Origin of the sequence: Pseudomonas taiwanensis DSM 21245, from assembly GCF_000425785.1 — a bacterium.
In the GTDB taxonomy this organism is placed as follows: Bacteria; Pseudomonadota; Gammaproteobacteria; order Pseudomonadales; family Pseudomonadaceae; genus Aquipseudomonas; species Aquipseudomonas taiwanensis.
This window is the reverse complement of sequence record NZ_AUEC01000010.1, coordinates 195,269-215,378: the sequence shown is the minus strand read 5'-3', so window position 1 is coordinate 215,378 and position 20,110 is coordinate 195,269. Positions and strand designations below refer to the sequence as shown.

Annotated in this window: 19 protein-coding genes; 7 read left to right on the top strand and 12 right to left on the bottom strand. The window is 62.1% G+C overall.

Annotation, left to right across the window (positions count from 1 at the left end; genetic code table 11):
• Nucleotides 1-86 precede the first annotated feature (86 nt).
• On the top strand, nucleotides 87-644 hold the full coding sequence (locus H620_RS0102525) for a chorismate--pyruvate lyase family protein (protein WP_023383052.1): 558 nt from the start codon (nucleotides 87-89) through the stop codon (nucleotides 642-644).
• Nucleotides 644-1,534, top strand: coding sequence for a 4-hydroxybenzoate octaprenyltransferase (gene ubiA, locus H620_RS0102520; RefSeq protein WP_023383053.1), 891 nt, complete (start codon nucleotides 644-646; stop codon nucleotides 1,532-1,534). The genes H620_RS0102525 and ubiA overlap by 1 nt, the downstream gene beginning before the upstream one ends.
• Before the next feature lie 129 nt (nucleotides 1,535-1,663).
• Here ubiA and H620_RS0102515 read toward each other — a convergent pair whose 3' ends face one another.
• Nucleotides 1,664-2,035, bottom strand: a complete 372-nt coding sequence (locus H620_RS0102515; protein ID WP_023383054.1) for a COG4315 family predicted lipoprotein — start codon at nucleotides 2,033-2,035, stop codon at nucleotides 1,664-1,666.
• Between the two features lie 171 nt (nucleotides 2,036-2,206).
• On the opposite strand from H620_RS0102515, the gene phoB reads away from it, so the two are divergent.
• The 3 genes from phoB (at nucleotide 2,207) to H620_RS0102500 (ending at nucleotide 5,753) form a co-directional block, all read left to right on the top strand.
• Nucleotides 2,207-2,896, top strand: a complete 690-nt coding sequence (gene phoB / locus H620_RS0102510) for a phosphate regulon transcriptional regulator PhoB (RefSeq protein ID WP_003253341.1) — start codon at nucleotides 2,207-2,209, stop codon at nucleotides 2,894-2,896.
• A gap of 44 nt (nucleotides 2,897-2,940) precedes the next feature.
• Nucleotides 2,941-4,257: a phosphate regulon sensor histidine kinase PhoR gene (gene phoR / locus H620_RS0102505; RefSeq protein ID WP_023383055.1), complete on the top strand. Its 1,317-nt coding sequence runs from the start codon at nucleotides 2,941-2,943 to the stop codon at nucleotides 4,255-4,257.
• A 155-nt stretch (nucleotides 4,258-4,412) separates the two neighbouring features.
• Complete coding sequence (locus H620_RS0102500; RefSeq protein ID WP_023383056.1) at nucleotides 4,413-5,753, top strand: hemolysin family protein; 1,341 nt, start codon at nucleotides 4,413-4,415, stop codon at nucleotides 5,751-5,753.
• A 78-nt stretch (nucleotides 5,754-5,831) separates the two neighbouring features.
• Here H620_RS0102500 and H620_RS0102495 read toward each other — a convergent pair whose 3' ends face one another.
• The 8 genes from H620_RS0102495 to H620_RS0102460 all read right to left on the bottom strand — a co-directional run bounded on the left by H620_RS0102495 (nucleotide 5,832) and on the right by H620_RS0102460 (nucleotide 16,314).
• Nucleotides 5,832-6,731: a peptidoglycan DD-metalloendopeptidase family protein gene (locus H620_RS0102495; RefSeq protein WP_023383057.1), complete on the bottom strand. Its 900-nt coding sequence runs from the start codon at nucleotides 6,729-6,731 to the stop codon at nucleotides 5,832-5,834.
• A gap of 149 nt (nucleotides 6,732-6,880) precedes the next feature.
• Nucleotides 6,881-7,792: a response regulator gene (locus H620_RS0102490; RefSeq protein WP_023383058.1), complete on the bottom strand. Its 912-nt coding sequence runs from the start codon at nucleotides 7,790-7,792 to the stop codon at nucleotides 6,881-6,883.
• Nucleotides 7,793-7,957: 165 nt separating this feature from the next.
• Complete coding sequence (gene phoU / locus H620_RS0102485; protein ID WP_023383059.1) at nucleotides 7,958-8,716, bottom strand: phosphate signaling complex protein PhoU; 759 nt, start codon at nucleotides 8,714-8,716, stop codon at nucleotides 7,958-7,960.
• Between the two features lie 63 nt (nucleotides 8,717-8,779).
• Nucleotides 8,780-9,613 (bottom strand): phosphate ABC transporter ATP-binding protein PstB, encoded by an 834-nt coding sequence (pstB, locus tag H620_RS0102480; protein ID WP_023383060.1) that lies wholly within the window; start codon nucleotides 9,611-9,613, stop codon nucleotides 8,780-8,782.
• A 72-nt stretch (nucleotides 9,614-9,685) separates the two neighbouring features.
• Nucleotides 9,686-11,356 (bottom strand): phosphate ABC transporter permease PstA, encoded by a 1,671-nt coding sequence (pstA, locus tag H620_RS0102475; protein WP_023383061.1) that lies wholly within the window; start codon nucleotides 11,354-11,356, stop codon nucleotides 9,686-9,688.
• A 17-nt stretch (nucleotides 11,357-11,373) separates the two neighbouring features.
• On the bottom strand, nucleotides 11,374-13,662 hold the full coding sequence (locus tag H620_RS0102470; RefSeq protein WP_023383062.1) for an ABC transporter permease subunit: 2,289 nt from the start codon (nucleotides 13,660-13,662) through the stop codon (nucleotides 11,374-11,376).
• A 138-nt stretch (nucleotides 13,663-13,800) separates the two neighbouring features.
• Nucleotides 13,801-14,799 (bottom strand): phosphate ABC transporter substrate-binding protein PstS, encoded by a 999-nt coding sequence (locus H620_RS0102465; protein ID WP_003258169.1) that lies wholly within the window; start codon nucleotides 14,797-14,799, stop codon nucleotides 13,801-13,803.
• Nucleotides 14,800-15,024: 225 nt separating this feature from the next.
• Nucleotides 15,025-16,314: an MFS transporter gene (locus tag H620_RS0102460; RefSeq protein ID WP_027906659.1), complete on the bottom strand. Its 1,290-nt coding sequence runs from the start codon at nucleotides 16,312-16,314 to the stop codon at nucleotides 15,025-15,027.
• Between the two features lie 359 nt (nucleotides 16,315-16,673).
• Between H620_RS0102460 and H620_RS0102455 the strand changes: the two genes are divergently transcribed.
• Both H620_RS0102455 and H620_RS0102450 read left to right on the top strand, forming a co-directional pair.
• Nucleotides 16,674-17,072 (top strand): acyl-CoA thioesterase, encoded by a 399-nt coding sequence (locus tag H620_RS0102455; protein WP_003253317.1) that lies wholly within the window; start codon nucleotides 16,674-16,676, stop codon nucleotides 17,070-17,072.
• A 71-nt stretch (nucleotides 17,073-17,143) separates the two neighbouring features.
• Nucleotides 17,144-18,040, top strand: a complete 897-nt coding sequence (locus H620_RS0102450; protein ID WP_023383064.1) for a D-hexose-6-phosphate mutarotase — start codon at nucleotides 17,144-17,146, stop codon at nucleotides 18,038-18,040.
• A gap of 63 nt (nucleotides 18,041-18,103) precedes the next feature.
• Here the strand turns inward: H620_RS0102450 and H620_RS0102445 are convergent, their stop codons facing one another.
• The 3 genes from H620_RS0102445 to H620_RS0102435 form a co-directional block, all read right to left on the bottom strand.
• Nucleotides 18,104-18,637: a DUF3299 domain-containing protein gene (locus H620_RS0102445; protein ID WP_023383065.1), complete on the bottom strand. Its 534-nt coding sequence runs from the start codon at nucleotides 18,635-18,637 to the stop codon at nucleotides 18,104-18,106.
• A 47-nt stretch (nucleotides 18,638-18,684) separates the two neighbouring features.
• Entirely contained in the window at nucleotides 18,685-18,930 is a 246-nt protein-coding gene (locus tag H620_RS0102440; protein ID WP_010955824.1) for a GlsB/YeaQ/YmgE family stress response membrane protein, read from the bottom strand.
• Between the two features lie 96 nt (nucleotides 18,931-19,026).
• Nucleotides 19,027-20,109, bottom strand: a complete 1,083-nt coding sequence (locus tag H620_RS0102435; protein WP_023383066.1) for a 5-(carboxyamino)imidazole ribonucleotide synthase — start codon at nucleotides 20,107-20,109, stop codon at nucleotides 19,027-19,029.
• Nucleotide 20,110: the final 1 nt, after the last annotated feature.

Here is a 20,110-nt window from a genome sequence, read left to right as displayed (position 1 = left end):
TTGTAATGGCCCAGCCAGCAGTATGCAAGCAGTCGGGGCAATCATGCTAAGCTCGCCGCCTCTCTGGTTGTAACAAGCATACCGACGTGTCGTACGAAACCCCGCAAGCAGCCGCTGCCGCGTGGCTGCCGTATTCGCAACTGGCAACCGGCCTGGGCCAGCCCATTGTTGACTGGCTGTTCGACGAAGGCTCGCTGACCCGCCGCCTGACCCATCTTTCCCAGAACCACTTCACCGTTACCCCGCTGTTCGAGGGCTGGCAAGCCCTGCGCGAGGACGAATGCCTGGCCCTGGGCATCCCCACGGGGGCCGAAGGCTGGGTGCGCGAAGTGTTCCTGCGCGGCCATGGCGAACCATGGGTCTTCGCCCGTAGCGTCTCGAGCCGCAGTGCACTGGCGCGTGGCGGCCTGGACCTGGAGTCGCTGGGCAGCCGCTCACTCGGCGAGCTACTGTTCTGCGACCAGGCATTCGTTCGCCACCCGATCGAGGCCTGCCAGTATCCACAGGCCTGGTTGCCCGCCGAAGCAGCCCAGGCAAATCTGTGGGGACGACGCTCACGCTTCGAACGCGATGGCCTCGACCTGCTGGTGGCGGAAGTCTTCCTGCCGGCGCTATGGCAAGCGGCCAAGGAGGAAACTCGCTGATGTACCTGCAAATGCTCAAGTCGCTCAATCGCGTCCATCCGCGTGCCTGGGATTTCATACAGCTCAGCCGTATGGATCGACCCATCGGTATCTACCTGCTGCTGTGGCCAACCTTGTCGGCAGTGTGGATCGCCGGCAATGGCTCGCCGACACTGGCCAACGTGCTGATCTTCGGCCTGGGGGTGGTACTGATGCGCGCCGCCGGCTGCTGCATCAACGACTTCGCCGATCGCAAAGTGGACGGCCACGTCAAGCGCACCGCCGATCGTCCCCTGGCCAGCGGCCGGGTCAGGCCACGCGAGGCCGTGGCGCTGTTCGCGATTCTGGTCGGGGTGAGTTTCCTGCTGGTGCTGTGCACCAACAGCAAGACGGTCTGGCTGTCGTTCGGGGCGGTGGCCCTGGCTTTCTGCTACCCGTTCATGAAGCGCTTCACCTACTACCCCCAAGTGGTACTGGGCGCCGCGTATTCCTGGGGTATCCCCATGGCATTCACGGCGGCCGGTGGTGAACTGCCAGCCAGTGCCTGGCTGCTGTACATCGCCAACCTGCTATGGACGGTGGGCTACGACACCTACTACGCCATGGTCGACCGCGACGACGACTTGAAGATTGGGGTGAAATCCACCGCGATTCTGTTCGGCGAGGCCGACCGGGTCATCATCCTGAGCCTGCAGATGCTGTCGCTGGGCTGCCTGTTGCTGGCGGGAAACCGCTTCGAGCTGGGGGGCTGGTTCCACTTGGGGCTGCTGGGTGCGGCGCTGTGCTTCGCCTGGGAGTTCTGGTCGACGCGCAAGCTGGACCGCGAGTCGTGCTTCAAGGCCTTCCTGCACAATCACTGGGCGGGGATGCTGGTGTTCATTGGCGTGGTGCTGGATTACGCCTTGCGCTGAGTTCATCGCAGTCAAGCCGGCTCCTACAGGCAATGCGCGTGCCTTGTAGGAGCGGCCTTATGTCGAGAAAGGGCTGTGCAACAGCCGCAGCAGGTTCGTGATCGACGCGGCGTGTGGGCCCGCAGGACCTCAAGGCTTGGCGATGTGCCAGACGTCTTTCATGCCATCGCCGGTCTTGTCCCCGGCTTTCTTGTCCTTGATGAAGGTGTACAGCGGCTTGCCGTCATAGGCCCACTGCATTGAACCATCGTCGCGGGTGACGTGGGTCCACTTGTCCTTTGGTGCCTCATCGTCCTTCGAGACCATCAGCGGCGGCCAGTTCTTCGCACACTCACCATTGCACATCGACTTTCCACCGCTGTCCTTGTCGAAGGTGTAGAGCGTCATCCCGGCATCATCGACCCACATGCCATCTTTTTCCATGGCATGGTGGGCGGACGCCACCCCCGGGAGCGCCAGGGCAGCGAAAAGGGCCATCCAGCTCAGCGTATGTCGTGTCATTGGAATCACCATTGTTCGGGGGCTATGGGTTCGAAGAGCCGCCGCAGCGGCCCTTTGAAGCCTAGTCCAGTCATGGAATGTCGCCAGAACGGCCAACGCCCTGTCACACAGCTGCAATAATTCCGTTATCTAATGCGGGCCAAGACATCGTTCCTGGGAGAGGTTTTGAGCATGGTTGGCAGAAACATTCTGATCGTCGACGACGAGGCGCCTATCCGCGAGATGATCGCCGTTGCATTGGAAATGGCCGGCTATGACTGCCTGGAAGCGGAGAACTCGCAGCAGGCCCACGCGATCATCGTCGACCGCAAGCCCGACCTGATCCTGCTGGACTGGATGCTCCCCGGCACTTCCGGCATCGAGCTGGCTCGTCGCCTCAAGCGTGACGAGCTGACCGGGGACATCCCGATCATCATGCTCACCGCCAAAGGTGAAGAGGACAACAAGATCCAAGGCCTGGAAGTCGGCGCCGACGACTACATCACCAAGCCGTTCTCGCCGCGCGAGCTGGTGGCACGCCTGAAGGCCGTGCTGCGTCGCACCGGCCCCAGTGACAGTGAAGCCCCCATCGAAGTCGGCGGCCTGCTGCTCGACCCGATCAGCCACCGCGTGACCATCGATGGCAAGCCTGCGGAAATGGGGCCTACCGAGTACCGCCTGCTGCAGTTCTTCATGACCCACCAGGAACGCGCCTACACCCGTGGGCAACTGCTGGACCAGGTCTGGGGCGGCAACGTCTATGTCGAGGAACGCACCGTCGACGTGCATATCCGCCGCCTGCGCAAAGCCTTGGGTGAGGCCTATGAAAATCTGGTACAAACCGTCCGGGGCACGGGTTACCGCTTCTCGACCAAAAGCTGACTAACCCGCAAGCCAGCCGCACGCCGCTGTACAAGGACCGTCAATTGAACCAGAACTGGCACGCGACCCTGATTCGTCACCTGCTGCTACTGATCACCGTTTGCCTGATCGGTGGACTGATCAGTGGGTACTACGGCTGGAGCCTGGCCATTGGCCTGGCGCTTTACCTGGGTTGGACCCTCAAGCAACTGCTGCGCCTGCATGACTGGCTGCGCAACCATCAGCCCGACGAAGCTCCACCCGATGGCTACGGCCTGTGGGGCGAGGTCTTCGACAGCATCTACCACCTGCAGCGGCGCGACCAACGAGTGCGTGGCCGCCTGCAGGCAGTGATCGACCGGGTTCAGGAATCCACCGCCGCGCTGCGCGATGCAGTGATCATGCTCGACAGCGACGGCAACCTGGAATGGTGGAACCGCGCCGCTGAAACCCTGCTGGGCTTCAAGACCCCTCAGGATGGCGGACAACCCGTCACCAACCTGGTGCGTCATCCCCGTTTCAAGGAATACTTCGAGGCCGGGAACTACGCCGAGCCGCTGGAAATCCCGTCGCCGATCAACGACCGCATGCGGGTCCAGTTGCATATCACCCGTTACGGCAACAACGAGCATCTGATGCTGGTGCGCGATGTCACCCGCATTCATCAGCTCGAACAGATGCGCAAGGACTTCGTGGCCAACGTCTCGCATGAACTGCGCACCCCGCTGACGGTGATCACTGGCTATCTGGAAACGCTGCTGGACAACGTCGATGACGTGAACCCACGCTGGGGCCGGGCATTGCAGCAGATGAGCCAGCAGGGCTCACGCATGCAGACCCTGCTCAACGACCTGTTGCTGCTGGCCAAGCTGGAAGCCACGGACTACCCATCGGACAACCATCCGGTGGCTGTGGACGCCCTGCTGCAGTCGATCAAGAGCGATGCCCAGGCGCTGTCTGGCCCACGTAACCAGCGAATCAGCCTGGAAGCTGCGCCGGGCCTGCGCCTGAAGGGCAGCGAGGCGGAGCTGCGCAGCGCGTTCTCCAACCTGGTGTTCAATGCAGTCAAGTACACCCAGGACGAAGGCAGCATCCGCATCCGCTGGTGGGCCGATGAACAGGGCGCCCATCTGTCTGTGCAGGATTCAGGTGTGGGTATCGACGCCAAGCACCTGCCCCGCCTGACCGAACGTTTCTACCGGGTCGACTCCAGCCGCGCTTCCAACACCGGAGGTACCGGGCTTGGCCTGGCCATCGTCAAGCATGTGCTGATGCGCCATCGCGGCAAGCTGGAGATCAGCAGCGTTCCGGGGCATGGCAGCACCTTCACCTGTCACTTCGCACCGGCTCAATTGGCCAACGGCAAAGCTGACCAGGACTGACCTGTCGGCGAAGCGTTTGGGCGTGCAGTCGGCCCCAATAGGACCACCACCCTTTGCTTTTGCGCCCTCAGCCGCTACATTGGATCCCCTGTGCCAGCAAAAGCTGGCACTTTATTTTTTAATTTCCCAAAGACGGACCCCGTAAAAACTCCATCATGGACCCTTCCCCTGGTATCAGCCTCACCTCGTTATTCGCCGATTTCGGCATGATCATCTTCGCCCTGCTGCTGGTGCTGCTCAACGGCTTCTTCGTTGCCGCCGAGTTCGCCATGGTCAAGCTGCGCGCTACCCGCGTCGAATCCATTGCCGAACTGCACGGCTGGCGCGGCAGCATCCTGCGCAAGGTTCACAACCAGCTGGACGCCTACCTCTCGGCCTGCCAGTTGGGTATCACCCTCGCCTCCCTAGGCCTGGGCTGGGTCGGTGAGCCGGCCTTCGCCCACTTGCTCGAGCCATTGCTGGCATACATGGGTGTGGACACGCCTGAGCTGATCAAGGCGATTTCGTTCTTCGTCGCCTTCTTCGTGATCTCCTACCTGCACATCGTGGTCGGCGAGCTGGCGCCCAAGTCCTGGGCCATCCGCAAACCGGAACTGCTGTCGCTGTGGACAGCCGTGCCGCTGTACCTGTTCTACTGGCTGATGTACCCGGCCATCTATCTGCTCAACGCCAGCGCCAACACCATCCTGCGCATTGCCGGCCAGGGTGAGCCCGGCCCACACCACGAGCACCACTACAGCCGCGAGGAGCTCAAGCTCATCCTGCACTCCAGCCGAGGCCAGGACCCGAGTGACCAGGGCATGCGCGTACTCGCCTCGGCGGTCGAAATGGGCGAGCTGGAGGTGGTCGACTGGGCCAACTCGCGCGAAGACATGGTCAGCATCGACGCCCATGCGCCGCTGAGGGAGATCCTGGCCCTGGTACGCCGCCACAAGTTCAGCCGTTACCCGGTGTACGACGCCGAGCGCGAGGAGTTCACCGGACTGCTGCACATCAAGGACTTGCTGCTGGAGCTTGCCGAGCTGGAGCACCTGCCCGAGACCATCGACCTGGAAGACCTCTCCCGCCCGCTGGAGCGTGTTTCCCGGCACATGCCGCTGGCGCAACTGCTGGAGCAGTTCCGCAAGGGCGGCGCGCATTTCGTGCTGGTCGAGGAAGCCGATGGCAAGGTAATCGGCTACCTGACCATGGAAGACGTGCTGGAAGTGCTGGTCGGCGACATCCAGGACGAACACCGCAAGACCGAACGCGGCATCCTCGCCTACCAGCCGGGCAAACTGCTGGTGCGTGGCGATACACCGCTGTTCAAGGTCGAGCGCCTGTTGGGCATCGACCTGGACCATATCGAGGCAGAAACCCTGGCTGGCCTGGTGTACGAGACGCTCAAGCGGGTACCTGAGGAAGAAGAAGTGCTGGAGGTCGAGGGGCTGCGTATCATCATCAAGAAGATGAAAGGGCCAAAGATCGTGCTGGCCAAGGTGCTCAAGCTGGATTGACCGACCGTGGCGCCACCCGGCAAGCCGACTCCCGAACCTGCAGGAGCCGGCTTGCCGACGGTGAAGCCCACACCCTCCTCAAGGGTTGCCAGCGGTAAAATCCGGCAGCCCGCCAATCGGCCGGTCGAACTGAAAGGGTATCGACTCCAGCGCCAGCCCCACATTGCGTTGCACCACGAAATGCAGATGTGGCCCGGTGCTGTTGCCCGTGTTGCCCGACTTGGCCAAGGCCTGCCCTACTACCACCTGTTGCCCCTCAGCGACCACCACCGACCCGCGCATCAGGTGCAGGTAGACGCCCATGGTGCCGTCCGGGTGCAGAATACGCACGAAGTTGCCCGACGGGTTGGTGCCCCGCCCACTCTGGTTGTTCTCGATCCTGACCACCACCCCACCCCGCGCAGCGATGATCGGCGTGCCCTCTGGCATGGCGATGTCCATGGCATAGCGCCCCTTAGGGCCGAAGTGGCTGAAACGGCCATTGGGCCCCTGGGTCAAGCGGAACGGTCCGCCTTTCCAGGGGAAGGGATATCGGTAAGCCAGCGAGCGCTGAGTGGGGTCTCCCATGGCGTACTGGAACTGGCTGACATACTTGAGCGGCCCGCCCGGCGCCGCCAGCACCGAGCTCAACGTTTTGCTCGAACGCGGGCCGACGATGGCGCGCACGGTGCGGGGCGCGTTGCCGCCAAAGGCATTGGCCAGCTTGTCGATACGCAGCTCGACCTGCATCGGTACGTACAGGTCATTTCGCACGACAAAGCGCACACCGCCAGGAAAGGTCTCGGTCTGCAAACGCACCTTGCCCTCGATCCGTTCGAGCATCGGCTCACGCAGCTCGAAGGTTTTCGCGCCGGGGCTGTAACGGTCGGAGTACGAGACCACGCCGAAATTGTCGACGGTCTTGTAGATGGTCATGCCCAGGCTCGACGCCGAAGCCGTGAGCAAGGCACAGAACAGCAGCAGGCGAGAGGCTGGCATGATAGTGGCTTTTTGACAGTTATTGTCTGTCGAAGCCTAGCAGGGGGATTTGGCCGATGGGCTGCAGTTGGTCGGGTGAACAGCCAGCACCCGACAAGCCGGCACCTGGTGGTCGTGCAACCCAAGGCGCCAGCTTATCGACGATGGGCTCAGGCCCCCGGAGTGAAATGCTTCTGCTGGGTGCCGCGCGCGATCAGGCGCGACAGGTAATCCAGCTTCTGTGCATCCTGATCGACGAACTTGAACGTCAATTGCAGCCAATCACTCTCTGGTTTCGGTTCCAGAGCCGCAATCGCATGCAAGTAGCCGTTCAAACGTGCCACCTCGGCGTTCTCGCCCTGCTCCAGGTCCAACACCGCACCTTCTAGCACTTGTGGCAGGACCGCACTACGCCGAACCACCAGCAAGGCTTCCTTGAGGCTCAAGGCCTTGATCACACAAGGCTGTGTACCGCTGGACAACCGCAGCTGCCCCTGACCACGGCCCGTCTGCGCAGCAGCAGCGGCGGTAGTGGGGGTTGGCGCGTTGATCAAGGGTTTGGCAGGGGCCGGGGCTGAGGCAGGCGCGGGCGCCGAGACCTTGGCCGCTTCAGGCTTGCCGCCAGTCAGGGCGCTCAACGAGTCGTTGGCGAATGCCGAGTTGACCCGTGCCTGCGCACCCGCCACCAGGCCTTCGAGTTTGCCGATCTTGGTCAGCGCCTTTTTTACCTTGGTCAGCAGCTGCTCGTTGGTGAACGGCTTGCCGACGAAGTCTGAGACGCCGGCCTGAATGGCCTGGATCACGTTCTCCTTGTCACCACGGCTGGTTACCATGATGAACTGCAGGTTCTTCATCTCGGGCTGCTGACGGCACCAGGTCAGCAGTTCCAAACCGGACATTTCCGGCATCTCCCAGTCGCACAGCACCAGGTCGAACGGTTCTTTGCTCAGCATGGTCATGGCCTTGCGGCCGTTGACCGCATCGTCGATGACCATGCCGGGGAAGGCATTGCGCAAGCACTTCCTCACCAGGTCACGAATGAACGGTGCGTCATCCACGACCAGCACATTGACTTTACTCATCGATACTCCTCTTGAATCCCGGCTAGCATAACGCTGACTGATGGCCATTTGCCAAAACATGGACCACGCCGGGAGTTCTTCACATCATTCGCGGGTGCCTGCTGGCTGCTCGACCGCAAACGAAAACGCCCGGCACAGGCCGGGCGTTGAGGCTCGGGAGCAATCCTATTTATCGTCCGCTCCGGCCGGAACATTAGCGCTATCGGCCGTTCCTTCGACTTCCTCTTTCATGCGCTTGAGGCCCAGGTGGCGCACATCAGTGCCGCGCACCAGATAGATCACCAGCTCCGAGATGTTGCGCGCGTGGTCGCCGATGCGTTCCAGCGAACGCAGGGCCCAGATCACACTCAGTACCCGCGAGATCGAGCGCGGGTCTTCCATCATGTAGGTCACCAGCTCGCGCAGCGCGGTCTTGTACTCGCGGTCGATGGTCTTGTCGTACTGAGCCACCGACAATGCCAGGTCGGCGTCGAAGCGGGCGAACGCATCCAGCGCGTCACGCACCATGTTGCGCACCTGGTCGCCGATATGGCGAACCTCGACATAGCCACGCGGCGATTCGCCTTCCTCGCACAGCTGGATGGCACGGCGGGCGATCTTGGTCGACTCGTCACCAATGCGCTCCAGGTCGATCACCGACTTGGAAATGCTGATGATCAGGCGCAGGTCGGACGCGGCAGGCTGACGGCGAGCGAGGATGCGCACGCACTCCTCGTCGATGTTGCGCTCCATCTGGTTGATCTGCTCGTCCACTTCGCGCACTTGCTGGGCCAGGCCCGAGTCGGCCTCGATCAGCGCGGTAACGGCGTCGTTGACCTGCTTCTCGACCAGGCCACCCATGGCCAGCAGGTGGCTGCGCACCTCTTCGAGCTCGGCGTTGAACTGCTGGGAAATGTGATGCGTAAGGCTTTCTTTGTTGATCATCGTCTCGCTCCGCGAAGAAGCTGCAAGCTTCAAGAAGTTCGTGTCGTTCCCTGGCTTCGGTTGTTAGCCGTAGCGACCGGTGATGTAGTCTTCGGTCTGCTTCTTCGCCGGGTTGGTGAACAGGGTGTCGGTATCCCCGAATTCGACCAGTTTGCCCATGTACATGAACGCGGTGTAGTCCGAGACACGCGCCGCCTGCTGCATGTTGTGGGTCACGATGACGATGGTGTACTTGGATTTCAGCTCGTAGATCAGCTCTTCGACCTTCAGGGTCGAGATCGGGTCCAGTGCCGAGCATGGCTCGTCGAGCAGCAGCACTTCCGGTTCTACCGCGATGGTGCGGGCGATGACCAGACGCTGCTGCTGACCGCCAGAGAGGCCCAGTGCCGATTCGTGCAGGCGGTCCTTCACCTCATCCCAGAGGGCAGCGCCCTTGAGTGCCCATTCGACAGCCTCATCGAGCACACGCTTCTTGTTGATGCCCTGGATGCGCAGGCCGTAGACCACGTTCTCGTAGATGGTCTTGGGGAACGGGTTGGGCTTCTGGAACACCATGCCCACACGGCGACGCAGCTCGGCCACGTCTTCGCCCTTGCGGTAAATGTTGTTGCCGTACAGGTTGATCGCGCCTTCCACGCGGCAACCGTCAACCAGGTCGTTCATGCGGTTGAAGGTACGCAGCAGGGTCGACTTGCCGCAACCGGACGGGCCGATGAAGGCGGTCACGCGCTGCTTGGGGATATTCATCTGCACATCGAACAGCGCTTGCTTCTCGCCATAGAACAGGGACAGGCCCGGTACTTCGATGGCCACGGTTTCTTCGGCCAGGCGCAGGCTCTGCTTGTCGCGGCCCAGGGCCGACATGTCGATGCCGTGGGCGTGGGATTCATGCTGCATGGTCAACTCCATACGCTATCAATGCGTTTCAAAGGGCCGCCCGACGGGCGGGCGGCACGCTTGCAATCAGGTTCAGCTGTCGAGAGCCTTGTACTTCTCGCGCAGGTGGTTACGGATCCACACCGCCGAGAGGTTTAGGGTGGCGATCACCAGCACCAGCAGCAGCGCGGTGGCGTACACCAACGGCCGCGCGGCCTCGACGTTAGGGCTCTGGAAGCCGACGTCGTAGATGTGGAAGCCCAGGTGCATGATCTTTTGATCCAGGTGCAGGTACGGGTAGTTGCCGTCAACCGGCAGCGACGGTGCCAGTTTCACCACACCCACCAGCATCAGCGGCGCGACCTCACCGGCAGCGCGGGCCACCGCGAGGATCATGCCGGTCATCATGGCCGGGCTGGCCATCGGCAGGACAATTTTCCACAGGGTCTCGGCCTTGGTCGCACCCAAGGCCAGGGAGCCTTCGCGCACGGTACGTGGAATGCGCGCCAGGCCTTCCTCGGTGGCCACGATCACCACGGGCACGGCCAGCAGTGCCAAGGTCAACGAGGCCCACAGCAGGCCCGGAGTACCCAGGGTCGGTGCCGGCAGCGCTTCGGGGAAGAACAGACGGTCGATCGAACCGCCCAGCACGTAGACGAAGAAGCCCAGTCCGAACACGCCGTAGACGATGGCCGGAACACCCGCCAGGTTGTTCACCGCAATACGAATCAGGCGGGTCACCGGTCCCTGCTTGGCGTACTCGCGCAGGTAAACGGCGGCCAGCACACCGAACGGGGTGACGATCACGGCCATGATCAGGGTCATCATCACGGTACCGAAGATGGCTGGGAAGATACCGCCTTCAGTGTTGGCTTCACGCGGGTCGTCGCTGAGGAACTCCCAGACCTTGGCGAAGTAGGTGCCCATCTTCGTCATGCCGGACATGGCGTTCGGCTGGATGGCATGTACCACTTTGCTCAGGTTGATCTCGACTTCGCGGCCATTACCGTCACGCGCCACCAGGCTGTCACGGGCAAAAGCCTGGTGCAGACTGGTCAGTCGGTCTTCGATGGCCTTGTAGCGGCTGTTCAGCTCGGCACGCTCGGCGTCCATGTCTGCTTGGGCAGCGGCGTCCAGTTTGCCGTCCAGCTCCAGTTTACGGGCATGCAGGCGCAGGCGTTCGAGGCCATGGTTGATGGCACCAATGTCTTTCTTCTCGAGGCTCTGCAGCTCGCTGTTGAGCTGGTTGGCGCGCTTGAGGCGAGTCTGTAGCTCGTTCCAGGCCGCAGGGCCTTCGGCGACGACCTTGCCCTCTTCCTTGACGCTGACCAGGTAGCCGTAGAAGTTGCCCCACTCGCGACGTTCCAGGGCGATCAGGTCGACCGGCTTCTGCTCGTCGACCAGCCATTCGCCGACCACCCAGGTGAAGTCGCTGCCATTGAGGTCGCGGTTACCGACCTTGATCAGCTCGCGGGTCATGAACTCCGGCCCCTCGTCCGGTACTGGCAAGCCAGCACCCTTGAGACGGGCACGCGGGACTTCTTCTTTCTGTACCACTTCACCGATGACGATATGGTCGGCCTGGCCCGGCACCTTGTAGGTGGCCTGGACCAGGTCGGCCGGCCAGAAGTGGCCCAGGCCGCGCACGGCGATCACCGCCAGCAGGCCGACGGTCATGATCACCGCCATGGCGACCGCGCCACCGCTGATCCAGACGCCTGGGGCGCCGCTCTTGAACCAGCTTTTGAGGGAATCCTTTTTCACGGATCTCTACCTTCCTATCAAAGCGACGAGTATTTCTTGCGCAGACGCTGGCGAATCAGCTCGGCCAAGGTGTTCATGATGAAGGTGAACATCAGCAGCACGAGGGCAGCGAGGAACAGCACACGGTAGTGGCTGCCGCCGACTTCGGATTCAGGCATTTCCACCGCCACGTTGGCGGCCAGGGTGCGCATGCCTTCGAACAGGTTCAGCTCCATCACCGGGGTGTTGCCGGTGGCCATGAGCACGATCATGGTCTCGCCAACCGCACGGCCCATGCCGATCATCAGCGCCGAGAAGATACCCGGGCTGGCGGTGAGGATGACCACGCGGGTCAGGGTCTGCCACGGTGTCGCACCCAGGGCCAGGGAGCCCAGGGTCAGGCTGCGCGGCACGCTGAACACGGCGTCTTCGGCGATGGAGTAGATGTTCGGAATGACCGCGAAGCCCATGGCGATACCAACTACCAGGGCGTTGCGCTGGTCGTAGGTGATGCCCAGGTCGTTGGTGATCCACAGGCGCATGTCGCCGCCGAAGAACCAGGTCTCCATGAACGGGCTCATGTACAGGGCGAACCAACCGATCACCAGGATCACCGGGATCAGGATCGCGGCTTCCCAGCCGTCTGGAATACGCAGGCGGATCGACTCAGGCAGACGGCTCCAGGTGAAGCCTGTGAGGAGAATACCAAGGGGCATGATCACGAACAGGCTGAACACACCTGGCAGGTGGCCTTCCAGGTACGGGGCCAGGAACAGACCGGCGAAGAAGCCCAGGATCACCGTCGGCATCGCTTCCATCAGTTCGATCACCGGCTTGACCTTGCGGCGCATGCCCGGGGCCATGAAGTAAGCGGTGTAGATGGCGGCGGCGATGGCCAGTGGAGCAGCCAGGATCATCGCGTAGAAGGCGGCCTTCAGAGTACCGAAGGTCAGCGGCGACAGGCTCAGCTTGGGTTCGAAATCGGTGTTCGATGCGGTCGACTGCCATACATACTTCGGCTCGTCGTAGTTTTCGTACCAGACCTTGCCCCACAGCGCGCTGAAGGAAATTTCAGGGTGCGGGTTCTTTAGGCTCAGTGGCAGCAGCTTGCCACCTTCCTCGATGATGATGCGGTTGGCGCGCGGCGACAGCGCCAGGATACCCGGGCCTTCAGCCGCTGGCTCGACCAACAGGGTTCGGTGCGCAGTGCTGTGGAACACGCCCAGCTTGCCTGCCGCATCCAGCGCAATGAAGCCCTTGCGGCGCTCCTCGGCGTCGATCTGGACGACAGGCGCGTTGCCCATCTGGAAGCTGCGGATCAGCTTGAAGCGCGATTCGCCATCGGGGTCACGCGCCATGAACCACTGGCTCAGCCCCCCCTTGGAGTCACCGAAGATCAGCGAGATGCCGCCGACCAGCTGGGCAGTGGCTGTGATTTCGGCCTGGCCGTCTTCAAGCAGCTTGTAGCGGCCATTGAGGCTTTTCTCACGCAGGCTGAAGACGTCGGCAGTGGCGCGACCGTTGATCACGTACAGCCACTGCTGACGCGGGTCGATGAAGATGTTCTTCACCACTTCGGTCATCTGCGGCAGTTCGATGCGGTTCTGCTCGGTGGTGACCTCGCCGGTCATCATGTTCTCGGTGCTCGTCAGCTCGACCACCTGCAGGTGCGAACCGGTGGAACCAGCCAGCAGCAAGGTCTCGCCATTGAGGTTCACGCTTACGTGCTCGAGCGGACGACCCTCGTCATCGAGCACGAACGGCGCCTGGCCGTACGGGAAGTCGATGTCGGGGGTAATGGTTTTCTTGTTGTCCGGGTAGGTGATCTTGTAGGTGTGGTGGAACACCAACGCCTGGCCGTTGGACAACCCCAACACCACCAGCGGGCTGCCCGGCTGGTCGGTACTGATCGAGCTGACCTGGGTGCCAGCTGGCAACGGCAGGTCGACGCGCTTCACTTCGGCACCGGTCTTGGAGTCAAAGAACAGCGCCTGCCCCTTGTCGGAAACCCGCATGCCCACCAGGTTCTGCTCTTCAAGCGCGATCATCAGCGGCTTGCCGGCGTCCTGCTGCAACCAGGTCGGCTCCAGGGCCTTCTTGCTGGTCAGCTCGGCGCCCTGGAACAGTGGCAGCACCACATAGGCCAGGTAGAAGAAGATCAGGGTAATGGCTGCCAATACGGCAAGCCCGCCCACCAGTACATACCAGCGGGTCAGGCGATCCTTGAGGGCGCGCATGCGGCGCTTGCGTTGCAGCTCCGGCGTATTGAAGTCAATCCGCACGGGAGGGGAATTTTGGGTCATTGTGGAGTTGGCCAGATCATTCATGCGCACACCCTAGCGGTCCCGTATGACAAAAACATGACAGTGCGTTGACGCACAAAAGCCCGCCGCTCAGGAACCCTGGCTTCGGACTGGGAATTCGTGGAAAAGGCCGGCATCCGCGCCGGCCTCTTCCTCAGTTACTTACTTCTTTGCAACGTTACCTGCGTGGGACAGGCCCAGGTCAGCCAGGGTCTTGTCGACCACTTTGGCCGGCAGCGGGATGTAGCCATCCTTCACCACGACCTGCTGACCAGCTTGCGACAGGACCAGCTTCACGAACTCGGCTTCCAGCGGGGCCAGAGGCTTGTTCGGGGCCTTGTTGACGTAGACGTACAGGAAACGCGACAGCGGGTAAGTGCCGTTCAGGGCGTTGGCTTCGTTGTCCTCGATGAACTCGCCGCCTTCTTTCTTGGCCAGGGCTACGGTCTTGACGCTGGCGGTCTTGTAGCCGATGCCCGAGTAGCCGATGCCGTTGAGCGAGGAGCTGATCGACTGCACGACCGAAGCCGAGCCAGGCTGTTCGTTGACGTTAGGCTTGAAGTCGCCTTTGCACAGGGCTTCTTCCTTGAAGTAGCCGTAGGTGCCGGACACCGAGTTACGACCGAACAGCTGAACCGGCTTGTTGGCCAGGTCGCCAGTCACCCCCAGGTCGCCCCAGGTCTTGACGTCGGCCTTGCCGCCGCAAAGGCGGGTCGAGGAGAAGATCGCATCGACCTGGGCCATGGTCAGGCCTTTGATCGGGTTGTCCTTGTGTACGAACACGGCGAGGGCGTCGACGGCAACCGGGATGGCGGTCGGCTTGTAGCCGTACTTCTGCTCGAAGGCCTGCAGCTCGACATCCTTCATCTTGCGGCTCATCGGGCCGAGGTTGGCGGTGCCTTCGGTCAGCGCAGGTGGCGCGGTGGAGGAGCCGGCAGCCTGGATCTGGATGTTTACGTTCGGATATTCCTTCTTGTAGGCCTCGGCCCACAGAGTCATCAGGTTCGCGAGGGTATCGGAACCGACGCTGGAGAGGTTGCCCGATACACCGGTGGTCTTGGTGTAGGTCGGGATCGCAGGATCGACAGCGGCTACCGCATTGGCGGTTGCAACGCCAGCGGCGGCAAAGGTGAGGGCCGCCATCAAACGCTTCAGTTTCATGCCTTGCTCCTAGCAGGAATATTGGGGGTGTTGGATGGATCGGGCCCAAGTATCTGCAGGCCGCATGAACACGATATGACTTCAATGTGACAATTGGATGAAAGGCCATCACCGGTTGCCGGGATGGCCTTTTCAGGATGTTTCAGAAAGGGGGAACCTTATCGCTGGCAAGCCGGCACCTACAGGGTCGGGGCTTGCCAGCGATCGGAGCGGTACCTCTGCCAATCAGCGTTTGTTGGCGAGCAAATAAAGGCCCACGACCAGACCAACGGCGCACAACCCCGCCACATAGTAGGCGGGCGCCATCGGGCTGACCTTCAGCAGCGCAGTGACCACCATTGGCGTCAAGCCGCCGAAGATGGCGTATGCCACGTTGTAAGAGAACGACAGGCCACTGAAACGCACCACCGGCGGGAAGGCTTTGACCATTACGTAAGGCACCGCCCCGATCACGCCCACGCACAGGCCAGTGACGGCATACAACGGGAACAGCAGGTCAGGCCGGACCGGCAGGCTGTGATAGAAGGTCCAGGAGCTTGCCAGCAGCAGCAGACTGCCAACCACGAACACGCGGCCCGCGCCGAAGCGGTCGGCCAGGCTGCCGGCACCGATGCAACCGAGGCTGAGCAGCACGATCGCCAGGCTGTTGGCCTTGAGCGAGTCGGTGGGGCTGATGTGGTAGATGCTCTGCAGCAACGCCGGAGTCATCAGGATCACCACGACGATACCCGCCGACAGCATCCAGGTCAGCAGCATGGACAGGATGATCGGGCCACGGTGATCGCGCAGTACCGCGCGCAATGGCAGCTCTTCGGCCAGTGCCTTGCGTTCCTGCATTTCGGCGAACACCGGGGTTTCATGCAGCCAACGACGCAGGTACACCGAGAACAGGCCGAACACGCCACCGAGCAGGAATGGGATACGCCAGGCGTAGCCGGCGACTTCCTCGGCGCTGTACACGCTGTTGATCAGGGTCGCGACCAGCGAACCCAGCAGGATGCCGGCGGTAAGCCCCGCAGTCAGGGTGCCGCAGGCATAACCTGTGTTGCGCGCTGGTACGTGCTCGGAGACGAATACCCACGCACCCGGCACCTCACCACCAATGGCCGCGCCCTGGATGACGCGCATCAGCAGCAGCAGGATGGGTGCCCACATGCCAATTTGCGCGTAGGTCGGCAGCAGGCCCATGACCAAGGTTGGCAGCGCCATCATGAAAATGCTCAAGGTGAACATCTTCTTGCGACCCAGCAGGTCGCCGAAGTGGGCCATGATGATCCCGCCCAGCGGCCGCGCCAGGTAGCCGGCGGCAAAGATGCCGAACGTTTGCATCAGGCGCAGCCACTCAGGCATGTCGGCCGGGAAGAACAGCTTGCCGACCACGGTGGCAAAGAATACGAAGATGATGAAGTCGTAGAACTCCAGCGCTCCGCCAAGGGCGGACAGTGAGAGAGTCTTGTAGTCACTGCGGGTCAGCGGCCGCGAAGGCTGCTCGATAATGCTGGGCACGGAGGTCATCGCTCGTTGTTCTCTTGTAGGTCATGCAGACCGCTTGGCACGCGGCTTCTGGATTGGGAGACAGGCGAAGATAGCAAATTGCCGAGGCGCATCGTTAGCGATACAAAATCCATACAGATATTCATCAATGCACGGTCGTCGCTGGCTGTTCTGCTCTATATACTGCCCACTCGTAGGAAAAAGGTTGGTCCAACTGTGGGATGTTGTGCGAAAACGCCGGTCACTATGCTCAGGCGGTTTCGCAGAGTTTCCCTACGGCCGCCCAGCAAAGCGAAATCAGCGTAGTATGTTTCGAGCTGAATCGTTTTCACGGCCTTGCGCCATACCAACGAAGCGTCACGGGTCAGAGGCCCCACCGCATGATTGAGCTCGAACAAGAAGATCCTATTCCGCAAGGCGACCTGGCCTTGCAAATCACCGCACTCCCCCGCGAAACCAACGGTTTCGGCGACATCTTCGGCGGTTGGCTGGTTGCCCAGATGGACTTGGCCGGCACCGCCATGGCCAGCCGCGTCGCCGGCGGCCGGGTTGCCACGGTGGCCATCGATCGCATGGCATTCCTGGTCCCGGTGGCCGTCGGCGCGCAGCTGTCGTTCTATACCCAGACCCTGGAAATCGGCCGCAGCTCGATCCAGATGATGGTGGAAGTCTGGAGCGACGACCCGCTGTCCAGCGAATGGCGCAAGGTGACCGAAGCGGTATTTGTTTTCGTGGCCATCGATGGCAGCGGCCGCACCCGCTCTGTGCCTCGTCGCTGAGCCCGGCGAGCGGTAAACTCATTGCAAGTCACAGGGTCCAAGACCCACAGGCATTCAATGAGACGAGCGCAATGGCTACCTTCAAGGTCGAATCCGAGCAACATGGCGAACTCAACTGCTGGCGCATCACCAGCGACCGCGCCGAACTACTGATCGCCCAGCAGGGTGCGCAGATCCTCAGCTACCAGCGCGTGGGCGAGCCACCGCTGCTGTGGCTGAGCGACCAGGCCATCTTCCGAAAGGACAAGTCGGTGCGCGCGGGGGTGCCAGTGTGCTGGCCGTGGTTCGGCAATCTGCAGCGCAACCCCCAGTCGGTGCAGGCCATGTACCGTGGCGAGCAGCCGCCTGCCCATGGTTTGGCGCGCACGCGTGACTGGCAATTGCTGGGTATCGAAGAAGTTGGCGATGGCCTGCGCATCGAGTTCGAGCTGCCCGAGGCAAAGGGTGAACTGCCCGGCTGGCCTCATGAAGTCGAACTCAAGCTTGTGGTGGAGCTGGACCAGGACCTGACGCTGACGCTGACCAGCTGTAATCAGGGCACTACCCCGGTCACCATCAGCCAGGCCCTGCACAGCTACTTTGCGCTCAGCGATGTGCGACAGGCGCGGGTCGAAGGCGTCGAGGGGCTGAGCTACATCGAGACCCTGGCAGACTGGGAGCAACGCCAACAACAGGGTGCACTGGGCTTCACCGGCGAGACCGACCGCATCTACCTGAACACACCCGCTCGACTGAGCATCGTCGATCCACACTGGAACCGGCGCATCACCTTGAGCAGCCAGGGTTCACGCTCGGCGGTGATCTGGAACCCATGGACCGACCGCGCCCGCGAACTGCCAGACATGGCCGATGATGGCTGGCAACGGATGCTGTGCATCGAGACGGCGAACGTGTGGGATGACGTAGTGGAGTTGGAACCTGGGGCCAGCAGTTCGCTGCAGGTCCGGGTGGGTAGTGACACGATCTGACAGCCTGCGCCTAGCTCATGGGCCTCTTCTAGGGTTCTCTCGCGAAGAGGCCGGCGCAGGCACTCAGAGGTCGGCGTCTTCAACCACCCTCACCTGCCCCGCATCCATCGCATACGCCGCATCGGCCAGGTCATTGCTGACCTTCTCCACCTTCAGCTTGCCGCTGACCCAAAGCGGGGTGTAGATATCGTCGATCTTCAGTCCCTTCGGGTAGCGCACCAGCACCAGCTGGTTGGGCGGCGGCGGTGGCACGTGAATGCAAGCTCCTGGGTACGGCACCAGGAAGAACAAGGTGCTGTTGCCCTTGGCATCGCTTTCCAACGGCACCGGGTAGCCACCCAAGCGGATTTCCCGGCCGTCCATCGCCGCCACGGTCTTGGTCGAGTACATCACCGCCGGCAAGCCCTTGCTCTGCTTGAGGCCGCCCTTGTCGGTGAAGGTGCCCATGGCCTCCGGCGAGTTGTGGTCGATCTCGGGCATCTGCTCGAGCGCTTTCTGATCCGACTTGGGCATCAGCTCCAGCCAGTCGGTCTCGGGCAGTTCGGCATGGGCCAGGGTGCTGGCCAGAAGCAAGGGAATGAGAAAAAAGGCTCGCATGAAATGCTCGGCAACTCGGATGAATTGCCGGGCATTCTACCGCCTATTCAACGCTTCTTGATGAATCCATAGATCACCAGAAGGACGACGGCACCTACCAGCGCTCCGAAGAAGCCTGCAGCCTGGCCCGCCTGGTAGATCCCCAAGGCCTGCCCACCGTAGGTGGCGAGCAAGGAGCCGGCGATACCCAGCAGGATGGTCATGATCCAGCCCATGCTGTCGTCCCCTGGCTTGATGAAGCGCGCCAGCAGGCCAACGATGAGGCCGATGAAGATAGTTCCAATGATGCCCATGGCAGTCCCTCTGCAGTGAAGATGGAACAAGCCAAAGCCTAGACAGCGCTTTGGCTTGTTGCCATTTCAGAGACCCTGCCCGTGGCAGAAGTTCGATCAGTTGCTGATCAGCGCCTCTACCTCGGCGATTTTGCTCTTGAGGGTGGGCATGTCCTGGCAGCGCAATGTGGCGTGACCCACCTTGCGTCCGGCCTTGAAGGCCTTGCCGTAGTGATGCAGGTGGCAATCTTCGATAGCCAAGACCTTGTCGACCGCCGGGACTTCGCCGATGAAGTTGAGCATCGCGCTCTCACCCACCTTGGCGGTCGAACCCAGTGGCAGGCCGGCAACGGCGCGCAGGTGGTTCTCGAACTGGCTGCATTCGGCGCCTTCGATGGTCCAGTGCCCGGAGTTGTGCACCCGCGGGGCGATTTCGTTGGCCTTCAGGCCACCGTCGACTTCGAAGAACTCGAACGCCAGGACGCCCACGTAGTCGAGCTTCTGCAGTACACGGCCAACATAGTCTTCAGCCAGCGCCTGGAGCGGGTGAGCCTCGCTGGCCACCGACAGACGCAGGATGCCGCTCTCGTGCGTGTTGTGCACCAGCGGGTAAAAACGGGTTTCGCCATCCCGGGCACGCACGGCCACCAGCGAGACTTCGCCGGTGAACGGCACGAAGCCTTCGAGCAGGCACGGTACGCTACCCAGTTCGGCGAAGGTGCCGACCACGTCCTCGGGCGTGCGCAGGACCTTCTGGCCTTTGCCGTCGTAACCGAGGGTGCGGGTCTTGAGCACCGCCGGCAGGCCGATGCTGGCCACGGCAGCGTCCAGATCTTGCTGCGAGAGGATGTCGGCGAAGGCTGGGGTCGGGATGCCCAGGTCACGGAACATGCTCTTCTCGAACAGGCGGTCACGGGCGATGCGCAGGGCCTCGGCGCTCGGGTACACCGGTACGAATTGCGACAGGAAAGCCACGGTCTCGGCCGGGACGCTCTCGAACTCGAAGGTCACCAGGTCGACTTCGTCGGCCAGCTGGCGCAGGTGGTCCTGGTCGCCATAGTCGGCACGCAGGTGCTCGCCCAGTGCGGCGGCACAGGCGTCCGGCGCCGGGTCGAGGAAAGCGAAGTTCATGCCCAGCGGAGTACCCGCCAGAGCCAGCATGCGGCCCAACTGGCCGCCACCGATTACACCGATCTTCATG

What these genes read in the sequence shown, in the direction of transcription:
- ubiA (WP_023383053.1), top strand. Translation starts at nt 644, where the DNA reads ATGTACCTGCAAATGCTCAAGTCGCTCAATCGCGTCCATCCGCGTGCC.
- H620_RS0102515 (WP_023383054.1), bottom strand. Translation starts at nt 2,035, where the DNA reads ATGACACGACATACGCTGAGCTGGATGGCCCTTTTCGCTGCCCTGGCG.
- phoB (WP_003253341.1), top strand. Translation starts at nt 2,207, where the DNA reads ATGGTTGGCAGAAACATTCTGATCGTCGACGACGAGGCGCCTATCCGC.
- H620_RS0102500 (WP_023383056.1), top strand. Translation starts at nt 4,413, where the DNA reads ATGGACCCTTCCCCTGGTATCAGCCTCACCTCGTTATTCGCCGATTTC.
- H620_RS0102495 (WP_023383057.1), bottom strand. Translation starts at nt 6,731, where the DNA reads ATGCCAGCCTCTCGCCTGCTGCTGTTCTGTGCCTTGCTCACGGCTTCG.
- H620_RS0102490 (WP_023383058.1), bottom strand. Translation starts at nt 7,792, where the DNA reads ATGAGTAAAGTCAATGTGCTGGTCGTGGATGACGCACCGTTCATTCGT.
- phoU (WP_023383059.1), bottom strand. Translation starts at nt 8,716, where the DNA reads ATGATCAACAAAGAAAGCCTTACGCATCACATTTCCCAGCAGTTCAAC.
- pstB (WP_023383060.1), bottom strand. Translation starts at nt 9,613, where the DNA reads ATGCAGCATGAATCCCACGCCCACGGCATCGACATGTCGGCCCTGGGC.
- H620_RS0102470 (WP_023383062.1), bottom strand. Translation starts at nt 13,662, where the DNA reads ATGAATGATCTGGCCAACTCCACAATGACCCAAAATTCCCCTCCCGTG.
- H620_RS0102465 (WP_003258169.1), bottom strand. Translation starts at nt 14,799, where the DNA reads ATGAAACTGAAGCGTTTGATGGCGGCCCTCACCTTTGCCGCCGCTGGC.
- H620_RS0102460 (WP_027906659.1), bottom strand. Translation starts at nt 16,314, where the DNA reads ATGACCTCCGTGCCCAGCATTATCGAGCAGCCTTCGCGGCCGCTGACC.
- H620_RS0102455 (WP_003253317.1), top strand. Translation starts at nt 16,674, where the DNA reads ATGATTGAGCTCGAACAAGAAGATCCTATTCCGCAAGGCGACCTGGCC.
- H620_RS0102450 (WP_023383064.1), top strand. Translation starts at nt 17,144, where the DNA reads ATGGCTACCTTCAAGGTCGAATCCGAGCAACATGGCGAACTCAACTGC.
- H620_RS0102445 (WP_023383065.1), bottom strand. Translation starts at nt 18,637, where the DNA reads ATGCGAGCCTTTTTTCTCATTCCCTTGCTTCTGGCCAGCACCCTGGCC.
- H620_RS0102440 (WP_010955824.1), bottom strand. Translation starts at nt 18,930, where the DNA reads ATGGGCATCATTGGAACTATCTTCATCGGCCTCATCGTTGGCCTGCTG.
- H620_RS0102435 (WP_023383066.1), bottom strand. Translation starts at nt 20,109, where the DNA reads ATGAAGATCGGTGTAATCGGTGGCGGCCAGTTGGGCCGCATGCTGGCT.